Origin of the sequence: Chitinophaga niastensis, assembly GCF_003014755.1 — a bacterium.
GTDB classification, from domain to species: domain Bacteria; phylum Bacteroidota; class Bacteroidia; order Chitinophagales; family Chitinophagaceae; genus Chitinophaga; species Chitinophaga niastensis.
Map to the genome: position 1 here is coordinate 60,116 of NZ_PYAW01000004.1, position 12,967 is coordinate 73,082.

Annotated in this window: 6 protein-coding genes; all 6 read right to left on the bottom strand. The window is 46.0% G+C overall.

Features of this window, described 5'->3' with window-relative positions; all coding sequences use genetic code 11:
- Positions 1 to 2: 2 nt before the first annotated feature.
- The 6 genes from CLV51_RS19170 to CLV51_RS19195 are packed head-to-tail and all read right to left on the bottom strand — an operon-like array spanning position 3 to position 12,966.
- Complete coding sequence (locus CLV51_RS19170) at positions 3 to 1,340, bottom strand: ATP-binding protein (RefSeq protein ID WP_106529698.1); 1,338 nt, start codon at positions 1,338 to 1,340, stop codon at positions 3 to 5.
- Positions 1,325 to 5,041 (bottom strand): contractile injection system tape measure protein, encoded by a 3,717-nt coding sequence (locus tag CLV51_RS19175; protein WP_106529699.1) that lies wholly within the window; start codon positions 5,039 to 5,041, stop codon positions 1,325 to 1,327. The genes CLV51_RS19170 and CLV51_RS19175 overlap by 16 nt, the downstream gene beginning before the upstream one ends.
- Entirely contained in the window at positions 5,041 to 7,893 is a 2,853-nt protein-coding gene (locus CLV51_RS19180) for a hypothetical protein (protein WP_106529700.1), read from the bottom strand. The genes CLV51_RS19175 and CLV51_RS19180 overlap by 1 nt, the downstream gene beginning before the upstream one ends.
- Positions 7,894 to 7,917: 24 nt before the next feature.
- The gene (locus CLV51_RS19185) at positions 7,918 to 8,700 is read right to left on the bottom strand and encodes a hypothetical protein (RefSeq protein WP_106529701.1); all 783 of its coding nucleotides are present in this window, start codon (positions 8,698 to 8,700) and stop codon (positions 7,918 to 7,920) included.
- 52 nt (positions 8,701 to 8,752) lie between these two features.
- Complete coding sequence (locus CLV51_RS19190) at positions 8,753 to 12,547, bottom strand: hypothetical protein (RefSeq protein ID WP_106529702.1); 3,795 nt, start codon at positions 12,545 to 12,547, stop codon at positions 8,753 to 8,755.
- The gene (locus tag CLV51_RS19195) at positions 12,547 to 12,966 is read right to left on the bottom strand and encodes a GPW/gp25 family protein (protein ID WP_106529703.1); all 420 of its coding nucleotides are present in this window, start codon (positions 12,964 to 12,966) and stop codon (positions 12,547 to 12,549) included. Before CLV51_RS19195 ends, CLV51_RS19190 begins: the two co-directional genes overlap by 1 nt.
- Position 12,967: the final 1 nt, after the last annotated feature.

Sequence of the window (12,967 nt, forward strand, 5' to 3'; positions counted from 1 at the left end):
CGTTAAACGATCTTACCGTCTTTTCCGTACTCTTTGCGGATGCCGGCTATCACATCTTTCTGCAAAATAGTTTTGCCTCCCTGTTTCAGCGCCATCAGGCAGCTGTAACGCACTACATTGATAATAGTACCACCGGCCATTTCATGTTTTTTAGCTATTTCTTCCAGGTTCAGTTTATCCTCCAGCTGCACATGATCCGGAAATGATTTTTGCCATATACGTAAACGTTGTTCAGGGCTGGGTATAGAAAAATAGATCATAGATTGAAAACGCCGGCTGAAAGCCTCGTCAATATTGGCTTTCAGATTAGTCGCCAATATAACCACACCGGGAAAATCTTCTATTCGCTGCAGCAGATAAGCTACTTCCTGGTTAGCATAACGATCGTTGGAAGAAGACGTTTGTGTGCGCTTGCCAAACAATGCATCTGCCTCATCAAAAAATAAGATCCACTGTTGATTGATGGCCCTGTCGAATACCATCGCCAGGTTTTTTTCTGTTTCGCCTATAAACTTTGAAACAACCAATGAGAGATCTATGCGGTAAACATCCATGTTGAATGTTTTGCCCAGCAGACAGGCAGTGAGCGACTTCCCTGTTCCCGGTGGGCCATAGAACAGGCTGCGGTAGCCCGGCTTTATTTTGCGGCTCATACCCCAGTCGTCCAGCAATGTGCGGCCGTATTCTATCCAGGTACGGATTTCTTCCACTTCTTCCATCGCATGTGATTCCAGCACCAGGTCTTCCCATTCCATACCTGTTTCTATTCGTTTTGCCGGGAAGTGAATGTTGTAATCTGGTTGATGTGCTACCCCTTGTGTAAACAGGCTGAGATATTCTGCGGAAAGGGTCAGCGTACCGCTCAATAAAGGCTCCTCTGCTGCCGGCGTGAGTTTCAGGATCTGATGTTTTGCAAAAAAATGATCAGGACTAAAACACCGGATCAGTATAAACCGTTGCTGTAAACTGCTGGACGCAAGCAAAAAGGCCGCCGTTTCACCTGTGGGCAGAAAGCCGCCATGATGTACACCTTTGATGCCGCCAAATTCAGTGAAGCCCCTGTCGTAGGTAGCATTCTTTACAAAAAAGATGTCCAGCAGCTGCGGATGTATATGCGGAATAAGCGCCAGCAGCAGGATGATCCGCTCTGCCTCATTCATTCTGTAATGCGTTACAATCTGTGCATACACAGAAGTATCTTTTCGCAGATCAGGAGGGGGAGGGGGTTCCTGTGTAGTTCCTTCAAAGTATTGTTGCATGCGTGCAGTGGCCAATAGCCGGAACCATTCCAGCTCTTCCTGCAATACGGCGGCGTTGGCCGCAATTAACTGTATGCCCATTCTGTATATATTGTTTTTTCCATCCAGGGTGTTTTTATCATACCGATACCCCAGGGTAAGGTTTGTAATATCATATCATAACCTCTTTGTTCCACCCGCAGCCACCAGTCGTCCTCCTTTTGCCATAAAGCGCCCTCTCTTTGCAGAAAGGCTGCCTGGAAGCCTTCTACAGAGGTGTTATTCATTTTCTCCCAGCGTTGAAGCAGTACCTGCAACAATTCTCCGCAGAGTTGTTTTTCTTCACCGGTAAGCAGCATTTCGGCAGGGACAGGTTCTTCCAGCGGAAGGTTACATAAAATTTTGTTGAGGGCCAGCTCATGTTCTGCATGCACTTCTTTTCCGTTTACCATGTATTGCAACAGGTGCACACCACGGTGCTGCGCTTCCCTGTTTACAAAACCTTCGTCATTTACAAGCCCCAGCCGTTTAAATCCGTAAGGAAGAAAAGGATGCAGGATAATCAGCCCTGCATTGCCGGTATAAATAGTTTCCAGGGGTAGTTTTTTTACTTTGGCCCAGGTATCGGCATCTTTGTTACGTGGCGGTGGTAGCTCTTTCTCAGCGGAAGGACCTGAAGACGGAGGTGTGCCGGTGAGCTGCCTGTCTTTTTCGTACAGGCTTTCCCGTAATAGCTGCTGGTGCTGACTGGCAGTGATGTGTGCGGTAGCCTGTTGTTGTAATACCGGTAATATATTTCGTATGTGCGTATACGATAGTGCCGTGATGTGGTGGATACTTTGGGCCAGCTGATTAATAAGCGGATTGGCTATTACCGGGGCAGTAGCTGTAATAAAAGCCAGGAAGCGGGTAGCATAACTGCGTGTATCGTATACATGTATATGTCCGCCGAGTAATAACAGGTGGAAGCGCCGGAAGGCCAGCTGCAGCTGTTCTTTTTCGTGGCTGCCGGGCAGCAGTGTTTCCAGCAGTTGCTGCAGTTCGCGCAGGGCATCTACGGTGTTGCCTGTCCAGCCAAGGTGTGTATCCTGCATCATATCCAGGAAGGCATCGTCATCCAGATGCTGCGCCATTTGCTGCACTAACGCAGGATGCTGTAGTATTTTGCTGTAGAATAATTTCCTTTCGGTTTGACTCCGTTGTTTGTAAAAACGAACGGCATCCCGCAAACCGGCCATACTGCTGTGTAGCGTATCGCCTGCTGTTTCCTGCAACAGGAGCAGACTGTCCTGCACAGCATAGGCGTCCAGGCTTTGGCGGATATGGCTTTCGGGTATGCCCGCATGAAACGAGAACAAACCATAGAGCTGTAACCGGGCAGCTAACTGCTGCCGGTGGTTGATAAACAGCTGATGCAGGATAGCAGGTGTTTCTTCAAACAACAAAATAACCACTGCTTTCATTATTTCGTTGGTAGTAGATAACGACAAGCTGCCCAGTTTATCCGGCAACCGATGACGTGTCAGGAACATCGTTAGTAGCTGTCTGGCTTCTTCCAGCAGTGCTTTTCGTTTATCTTCTTCTGTAACGGCTGCATAACGCTGCATACGCTGTAACAGCGATCTAAAGGCCACCGATGGTTGATACAGGCGGCTATTGATGGTGGTTGCCAGCTGAGGATCGGTTGCCATTGCTTTGTCGAGCCAGGGTTGCAGTAATGCCTGCACCGGCGCGGTATCGGGTTCCAGTAACAGGAGTATTTCCTGTAACTGCTGAAATAATAAAGGAGATAACGTAATACTGTTTTGCAGCGACTGCATATACCCGCTGTGGTAGGTATACAGCCATTGCAATAAGCGGGCGGCATATGGGGCGTCTGTAGTACCGGCTGCTGCCGGTAATTGTCCGGATACGAGGAATTGCTGCAACCAGGCGGCTACCACGGCCGGCGGTTGTAATATCTCTACCGGCAGCAACATTTTTTTATGTTGAAGCGGCAGTACTTTTACCCATTCCTGCAAATCGGTTGACAGCACCGTATTGCCGGAGAGATGGTTAATTGCCGGCAGCAGTTGCTGTAGCAGGAAGTGCATCATCTGTGGCGCCACTACCGGTGAGGCAGACCAGGACGGCATCATCAGGTGTTGCAGCAACACCGGTTTATCCACCCGGCGATAGCGGGTGATAGCGAGCGATTGCCAGAGCGCCTGCAAAACAAATTGCTCCAGGGGTAATGTGGTAACTGTTGTTAGTTGTTGCACAGCCATCAACAACACATATATGTTGTCGTATACTTCTTCCGCTGCGGTATCCATGCCACTATGTTTCAGCAACCGGAAAAAAACAGGTGCCTTGATACCCGCTATTAATCGTTGCATGGCATCGGGCATGGTGCCTGCGTATTCGAGTATTGTCAGGGTTTGATCCGGGTGTTGATCCGCCAGTTGTTCCAGTAAACTGTTCAGCGAAAAATGTGCATATGCTTTGCCCCACCAGGAGATGCTGCCATATGTCAGCAGGTGAAGGATTACATCGCGGAGGAGTACCTGTTTAACAGCTGAGTTTTCTGTGTAGGGCGCGTCTGCTATGGTGGCATCTGCCCAGGTTTTTATCTCCCTCAGATACACTTCTTTTTTTATTACGGTGGCGGTGGATGCCATAAAATTTGTCCAGCGACCGGCAGCAGCCTTGTGCTGTAATACCGTCTGCAGCATCTGCTTTAAAGGATTAGCAGCGCGATAACCGGTATTCACCAGCATTTCCTGCAACGATGCAGTAGTAATAGCAGGCGCCCACCAGGGAATAGCGCCATATAGCAGATAATAGCGGAGGATATTGATTTGTTCCCCGGTATCTTCCATTATTTTTTTATGAGAAGGATCGTTTTTGATAAATGATTTTCGTTTATCCTTCCCCGTTAGCTCTGCAAATAAATTTCTTATGAAACCGCCTAAACTTGCTTCCGGTATGTTGGCCTTGTAAAGGGCCTGTGCCTCGTAAAACAGCTCCAGCATTGTTTCGTATGACAGGTTAAAATGATGCGCCAGCTGCGTAAGGTTACTGCGCACAAATTCTTTGCGGTTAAAGTTAGTACCTCTTTCCATGATGAGGTAAGTCAGCATAAACAGCCAGATGGCTTTTTCCAGCTCATTTGTTTCCGTATGCAGGAGTTGTTGTTTTTGCTGCAACTGTAATATATCCCGGCTGTAAGCAATGATAAACAAGGCTTCTGCGGGTTCCAGCACCTGTACAATGGCATGCAGTACATTGGTAGAAAACTGATGCACCATACGTTCACGTACATACGCACTTTTTGCGATGCTACGCAAAAAAGCCGCGAGCCTGTTAGGTGATGTGCCTGATAACTGTAGTATCACTTCCCCCGGTTGCATGCGTTCGCCGGTAGTAGCCCACCAGGGCATAATGCCATGCAGGAGGAAATAGGACATCAGCTCAAATAGCCGGTCTTCCCCTTTGCGGATGGTTATTTCACCGGTGATATTATCCTGTGCGCCTGCATTATTATGATACAGCAAATCGGTCAGTACCTGCTGCAAGGCAGCCAGTATCCGGGGAGGCATCTCTGCTTCAAGATCTTTATAGGCAATTTCTCCGATGTCCAGTTCCAGTGTATCTATAGCGGCCATCATGTCATCGGGGATCAGTTGTTGCAGGAGATCATCCGTACCTGGGCTAATAGTTTGCCGGAAAAGTGTGCTTAGCTTGTCTTGCAGGGCAAAAGCCCTGGATCTGGAATCAAACCGTACATCAAAACTATATCGTTGAATGATATGTGCTTTCATTATTCCGGAAATACGTATTGAGCGAATGCAGGATCTTTTACCATTACATCAATGATTGCTGTGGTAGCGAGCCTGTCCTGCACTTTCTCGTGCATTGCTTTGAGCCACGCAAAGTAGCGTGATTCAAAATCATGCATGGCGGCAATGCCCAGCCATTTAAAGTGCAGATGAAATTGCACAGGCGTATGTTCTTTAAACAGTTCTTCTGTAAAACTTCTGAACTCTTTATATTGAAAACGTGCCGGCCACGCGGGAAATATGATGCTCATCCCGAATTTGAAAAAATCTTCATGCAGCATTTGCGATGCCCCGTATTTTACATAATGTTCTACACGTGCATAACGTTGCTGATTAGGTTTCATTTGCCTGATCTGCAACAGTATGTTTTCCATGGTTTTACCGGCATCGTCTTTGGTGGCAGGATCTGTGAAATGTGCTGCTGTTAACACTTCCGGTGCGTTGTTCCGGTAAAAATACAGTTTGTATACAGCTTGTAACTGTTGCCAATTTGCTGCAGCAGCTGTTGCGTCCATGTCTGCTGCCAGTGTTTGTAGTTGTTGCAATTGTGCTTCCCGTTCATCCAGCTTACTCCAATTGGCATGTTGCAAAAGGAGACTGTTTTCCCGGTTATATATACGGTAACCAAAGCCGGCTTCCTGGAAGCCAGGCTTTAGCAGCAAGTGTTCCAGCAGGTAACATCCTTCTGAGTCAATGCTCACTTGTTTCAGGTGATGGATCATCTCGTTGAGGGAGCGGGTGGCCTCCTCCGGTGTATTTTCCCTGATCACAATTTGCCACAGGGCATGCGCCGAATGACGATATATAACGAGGTATACATTGTCATCACGATCGTACACGATGCGGTAATTTTTTGTGTCGAGCCCATACCGTAGCAGGGACACAGATTGCCGGCCATAGTCATATTTTTTGCCGGTAATAATTTCCCCTTCGTTACTCTCGGCTACATTTACTTTTAGTATTTCATCTTTTAATTTATACTCTTTTACCAGGTGCACATGTACATGCGGCTGCCCGGGATGGCTTACCGCCACATTCCAGTTGCCGGAATCAAAAGCGGCTGTCAGCCGTTTTCTTTTTGCTATACGGATGTGCAGTAATTTATGCAGTATATTTTCGTAGCCAGACAATTCGTCAGTACTAAAAATATCATCCCGGTAATTGAAGGAGCGATTGCGGTTGGAGCTGAGCGTAGGTATCTGGCGTAATACATCTGCCTTCCATTCCAGTTCCAGGTTGATTCTTTTTTTGGGATCATTCCCATATACCTGTTCATAAAAGGCAACCGGGTATTTTGTCAATACTAAGTTGAAGCGTGCCAGCAAATGATCCAGTACATGATTTTTCCGTTCCTGGTATAGTTTGTCTGACTCCACAAACTCCTGTAGTTTTTTCATATAGCCGTTACCGGTATCGGCGGTAAAATGGTCCCAGGAGGACTGTGGGTCTTTATCCGTAAAGGCTTTCAATAAAGGCGCTACATGCGGCACGGCATATAATGGCTGCGTGGCATAGGTAAAAGGCGGTGTCTGATCCAGGTAAGGAGAAAAAAATGTCCCCATACTATTCAGTTGCGCCAGGTAGTTGGCCAGTAACTGCTCAAAGAAAAGCAGGTAGGCTTTCAGCTGTTTGGCCTGCGCTTTTCGCAAACCGGGTGTTTCTTTTTCCAGCCCGTCCCTGCCTATACCATAGATGGCAGGGAAGTGATGCTGCAGTGAATAATATTTACCGATATCACGATAAATTCCTTTCAGGGGTTTGGAAGCTTCCGAGTTCTTATGACCGGCAAATTTTCTGCGTGCTACCACTCTCACCTGTTGATACATGTTGAGGAAGGAGGCATCTCTCAGGTTATATTCTGCCTTATCGCTGGAAATTTTTATTTCATGTTTATCATTCACCATTTGCAGGAAGGGGTAACATCCCGCTTTAATCGTAACTGGTTTGGCAATATAATTACCATCTTCTCCTGCTAAATAAATGGCTTTCACTTTTAGCACACCTTCCACGGCTGATACGGCTTTCATCAGGTCAGCAGGATCTACCGACTCTTTTCTTTCGCGCAGGTCACTATTGGCAACAAATCCTTTTTTTAACAGCGGGCCCGCATATAAGTCTTCCGGTGTATAACCGTTGATATACATCTCGGCAGCAGATACAAACCGCACCGGCGGATGCAGCGTCATCTCAAAAGCATTGCATGTCATGGCCAGGATCTGTTGGGGATCATGCCTGCTATCTACAAATATTTCTGCTTTAATATAAATTTCCTGCGGCTGCAACACAACAACTGGTTCAAAATCTTCCCCTATATTCCGGTAGGATTGCAGACAATGATCTACCTGCGCTGCCAGCTTTTGTACAACATCAGCATTGGCAGTCATGTTTTCAGCGATATTATCTTCTACCTGTATAAATACCCGGTACATACCTTTGGTACAGCCGGATGGCTGCCATGTTTGTACCGGTTCTATCCATATGTTTTCTATATCTTCTATTTCATCCAGCACCAGCTTGCGGTAATCATTTACAGTCACTGGTGCAGAAGTGAGCATATTTGCTTTCCGGTAAAAAGTATGCTGCAGCGGATCTATATTATTATTTTTATCTGCCAGTATATCCTCAATAAGAAAGGCTGTTCTGTAGGCCGGATCTGTTATCGCATAACACAGCTGCTGCAGGATGGTAACGCCCGGATCATGCTGGTTGTAGTCGGTCCATATGGTACCCGATAGTTCCTGTATACGGGCGATGGCCTCTTTCAGCAGTCCATCATAATCCATTGCAGGAGGACCGACTTTATGTCTTTCTATCAGAACAGGTTCTATGGACATATTAATGGATGGTATTAAAATAGATTAATAGTAATATTCATCTGGCATAAAGAGTTCGTCACTCCAAAGCCTGGTAATGTTGTAAAAAATTTCAACGCCGAGGCCATAGTTACTGTTACTGCGTAATTGCAGCGCATAATTATGCGTGCTGCCTGTCCAGCGTAATTTGATCTTGTTCCACCAAAATCCGTAGTGGGCGCAACGTTGGCTGATCCTGTTATGCGCACCGCCAAAGGCACTCAATGCAGTAGCGTGCAGGATGGCCATTTTGCCCGCATGTTTTCTGCCGGTTCTGGCCATCACTTCAAAGGCCTGGCAATTATCCAGCTCATCAAGTATGGAATGCCATTTACCATCAGCCAGCACGGTACCTGTTTTGTAAGTACCTATACGGCCTTGCATACCCGTAAATCCGTTAATATCTACTTTAAAACGGGGATCACTTTTTTTGCCGATGCCCATGCTGCCATTCGTATGAAAAAAGAAACTTTTTTCCTGTTGTATGGCGTCATCCTCGCTAACATTGGGTTGTATCCGCAAACTGGGGAATTCCTGTTCATCTTTTTCCACGCAGAAAAAAGGTTCCAGGTCATTTACCGCACGGTAAAAAGATACCAGCCGCTTAGAGTTTCCCAGTGTAGACACCAGCAAGCCGTTGTCTTCATCTTTTGAAAAACCATCCTCCTGTTTGTTGATAGTAGAATCGATCAGGTAACCAAAATGGTTTTCTGTAGGCATCACGCCATTCCTGAAATATCCTTTGAGCTCATCCCGTCCATATACTTTTTTGTTCTGCTGAATACTCATATGTATGGAGATTTATTTTGTGAGATAAATATTTTGTAAGATGTTAGGTGTATCAAGGTGGCATCATGGAGATGGTGAGCATTTCCTCATCCGTACCATGATCCGGATATTGCTCAGGTGCTACAGCTACAGGATGATCGCTGCTAATCATTAATTCGTTGCTGATCATCAGCGCATTAATACCTAATGGTGCTGGTATTTTATATTCAGGTTTATCCAGTATAGTGATCAGGTGATCCTGCGAAGGGATCAATACTGACTGCGGCAGAGAAGGCCGGATCAACGACAGGTCTCCTATGGCGGTATCAGTAACAAAGGCTGTCAGCGCACCGGTATCAGGATCTTTGGTATAATAAAAATGAACCAGTGAAAACCCGGTGATATAATCTACATAAATCTGCTTGTTAATATAATTCAGCAACTCCGACTTATACAAAGTGCTTCCGATCTTTAAATAAGAAGAAGGATCAAATAACCACGGACACAGGAATTTCTTGATATCCAGTTGCAGCTGCTGCAGGTAGCTGTTACGATTGTTTTCTGTTTGTTCCCTGAACCGGATACTGCATACAACTTTCACTCTTTCATACACCGGGTTACGGATGGCCACCCTCACAAAAGGGGAGATGTTCTGTTGCATGAAAGCCTGTATACGGTAAAGCGTGTCCTGATCTACCTTTGGCTCAGCGGTAATAAATTGTCCGTTATCTGATTGACGGGGCACCACAATCACACTCACATCTTCCTCCTTAAAAGAGGGTGGGGCACTGATACATTTTACAATCAGTATTTCCGGAAAAGCCTGCAGCAATACCTGCGCAATATCCAGCGCGGTTACCGGTCTTTGTTTATGCCGCAGCCTTTCACTGACCCTGGTGTAATATTTATCTTCAGACTCCGTTTTGCTGCCACCAAAGGAAGGGAACAGCTGCCAGATGGCCAGGATAGTACGGATATCTTTTTTTGTACTTTTTATGGTCAGCGGTGGAATAGATAATATTCTTTCAAGTGAATAACCATCTTCGTCCAAAATCCTTTCTGCTGTTACTGCATTGGGAAAAATGCCCAGCACTCTTGGTGTGATGCATTCTGCCCCGGGTGTACTGATCCTGATCCACCAGAGGGGCGACATAATGGTGCTTGTGTTATTGATTTCTGCAGGGATCCTGATCTTTACGATGCCGCTCCTGGCGAGGTTATTGGTATTATCTGATAACAGGCAGCTGCTGTCAAATACACACCATTTATTATCTGCCAGGTAGCTCCATTTCAGTGGCGTGAGGTTGGTGGTGGTATCGCTGTAATATTTATCTTCCAGTTGAAAAAGTAATGATAATTCCTCCCCTGGTTTTAGTTGATTAAATCCGATATAGAGATGACCGGCATCGCTTAATACCGGGAGTAACGGAAAATAATGGATGCCGGTGCCGGGATAAATATCTTCATACCCAAAGGCGCTGATATGGTGTACTTCCAATCCCTCGCCACGTTTGGCAGATTTAGCCGGCTTTATCGTTTCAGAATGTTCCAGCGTATAACTAACCGAAATGGATTTTACGCTGGGCACATAAGGCATATTGGGAAGCGGTTTTTTTCGCATCGAATGCCTGGCATTGTATAATATTATTTCCGGGAAGATGAGTGAGTAGAGCTGATGACCAAATGCTTCCGACGGATTAACAAGTTCCAGCCGTACCGCTCCTTCCTTATAAGTGGTACTGCTGTGTTTTGTTTCCGTATCCATTTTCATGGTATTAGGAAAACTAATTTTATTAAGGTCCGCATTCTTGATAATGGTAGTATCTGCCAGGTACAGATCACCTTTTTTGTCCCTGGTAGTATAAAACAGCGGAAACTGTTCCTGGTTGCCACGTTCCGGCAGGAAAATGCCATTATTGATACTGCTGATACCTACCTTGAAAGCGCTGTTGGTCATCCCTGACTGATAGGCTGCATAATAACTGTCAAACCCGTTTATAACAGGAGGAAGGTCCAGCCATTCAAGTTTGATACTGAAATCTTGTGTGTATTTATTAAAAACATTGGTATTGCAGATATCAAGATAGGAGCCCACCGCCGGCAAGGAACCAAACATCCGGAAGGAGTGGTAAGCATTCACTTCTCCAAGGCTATTGTCCAGCTTTACACTGCGGTACCCACTTACTTTAGCCGTTACCGTTACCCTGTCCAGCACCAGTTTGCGGAGAAATGAATAGGGGTGGTGGAAGCTGTTACAGTTCAGCAATACCTTGAGCAGCGGCAACTGGGAGTTAATGCCTGTTCCATGTACTTCGGGGTTGTATACACAAAAGGCTTCATCATTTGTATGGAGCAGAAAATTAATAACGATGGTATTATCTGCCTGTTCTTCCAGGCCGCTGCGTACGTTGTACTGTTTTATGGACGTCCACTTTTTGGCGGTGGTATAGTACAACAGGAATGCACCAGACAGTAACTCACTGGTGATCACAGCAGGGCTTCTTCCGGTAACAGCAGAAAAATTGACGAGGTAGTTTTTAAAGACAGCAAAAGTACCCGGAGTGAAATGCAGTTTCACCTGTACTGACCGGGCGCCTTCAGTAAGGTATAAAGCCGGTGATCCGATGAGAAATCCCAGGGAGGTATCCTCCATGGTGCGCAAGGATTGCGACATATTGTGCTGGTCTTCTCCCAGCAATGGCCACGTAACAGGCGGTGCTGTGAGTTTAGCATATGCATCAGGCAATATTACCGGATGGGCGGCACTGTATACCGCTGCTTCGTAGATATCGTTTGTTTGCAGTGTGCGGGCGGCAATTTGAAGGTAATTGCTTACATACAGGGTATGCATGGCCATGATGCGGGTAGGATGCACTTTGAGCTGTTCCAGCAATTGATATTTTAATGGCTCTTTACGGGCGTTGCTGGCAGCCAGTAGCAGCTCTCCTTTTTCAACAAGCAGTTTGCTGATCTGCGGGGCCGGCTCTATCAGTATATGTACGCTGTCCGGTACGGCTTTTAACTGTGGCATCGTTAATACCTGCCGGTAGTAATAGTCGAGATGCCGTTTGGGCAATTGATTGATTTGTGCCTGCAGATGTTGATAGAGTTCTACAAACGCCATCAGCAGGCCCATTTGCGGAGCATGTTGCCGGTCTTTCACCTGATTCTTCAGGTAGTAGCCGGAGGCACTGGCTACCTGGTAAAATTTAACACGCAGGGCATCATAGATTTCATTCAGCGAAAAGAAACCGCTGAAGAGTACATCTCCCTCTTCCTTGTTTTTGAACGTGCGGGGGAAGAGTTGCTGTAGTTTCACCGTTGTTTCCGGTGATCGCAAAGTATGATGCAGGGCCTCTTCACCAGGAAACAGGCGGCTTACCTGTAATTCAAAGCGGTATAATTTATCGGTTTCTTCTTCTACACTTTCAATTACCTGCTGTGTATAATTTTGAATGCTGAATTGTTTATCTGCTGCTGATAATTTTTGCAGCACATCCATGAGTACAATAGCAATATCATACAATAAAGCAAAGAAGGCGGAAGTATGGTGAAACAGGTTTTCATCATTGCCCGAATTACTCATGGCGGCCCGGATACGCAGGTATTCTTCTTCGTATGTAGCGAATTGCAGATTGGAAGCGATGATAAGCATCACCACCAGATCTGCATGAAAAAATTCCTGCCAGTCTCCGGCTGTTCTGTGCTGAAAGTCGTAATAATTGAACTGGTCTGAAAGCGATGCCAGTTGAGCCAGCAGTTCAAATGTGCTCCTGTCATCCACTTTCACATAGTCAGGTGATAGCGCATCCAGTTGTCGCTCAAACTGGCTGATACCATCCTGTATATTTTCGAAAAAATTGCTCATCAGGTGCTGATATTCGTGCCTTCCAGGTAATAAAACGGATACACCATATTATGTCTGGTATTGGTAGTAATAACGGTGTAATTAATTTCTACATACAGCACACCTTCTTCCATGGTATTATCCATGATCAGTGCACTGACTAGTTTGATGCGTGGCTCGTATTCCAGTAACGCATGATAGATGATATGATTGAGCTCCGCAGTGAGTGCGGAGTCTGCCACTTCAAAAACCAGCTTCCGGATATTACAGCCAAAATCCGGTAGCATAATGCGTTCACCCGGAAGGGTGCTCAGTATGATACGGATACTTTCTTCTATATCCGCCACATCCGATACCATCAGTACAGATGCATTGGGTTTATCAAAGGAAGGGGGGAAGCTCCAGCCCGTACCTAAAAATGATTTGATATCTTTTGCCATA

Coding starts and splice junctions, on each gene's coding strand:
- CLV51_RS19170 (WP_106529698.1), bottom strand. CDS start 1,340: ATGGGCATACAGTTAATTGCGGCCAACGCCGCCGTATTGCAGGAAGAG.
- CLV51_RS19175 (WP_106529699.1), bottom strand. CDS start 5,041: ATGAAAGCACATATCATTCAACGATATAGTTTTGATGTACGGTTTGAT.
- CLV51_RS19180 (WP_106529700.1), bottom strand. CDS start 7,893: ATGTCCATAGAACCTGTTCTGATAGAAAGACATAAAGTCGGTCCTCCT.
- CLV51_RS19185 (WP_106529701.1), bottom strand. CDS start 8,700: ATGAGTATTCAGCAGAACAAAAAAGTATATGGACGGGATGAGCTCAAA.
- CLV51_RS19190 (WP_106529702.1), bottom strand. CDS start 12,547: ATGAGCAATTTTTTCGAAAATATACAGGATGGTATCAGCCAGTTTGAG.
- CLV51_RS19195 (WP_106529703.1), bottom strand. CDS start 12,966: ATGGCAAAAGATATCAAATCATTTTTAGGTACGGGCTGGAGCTTCCCC.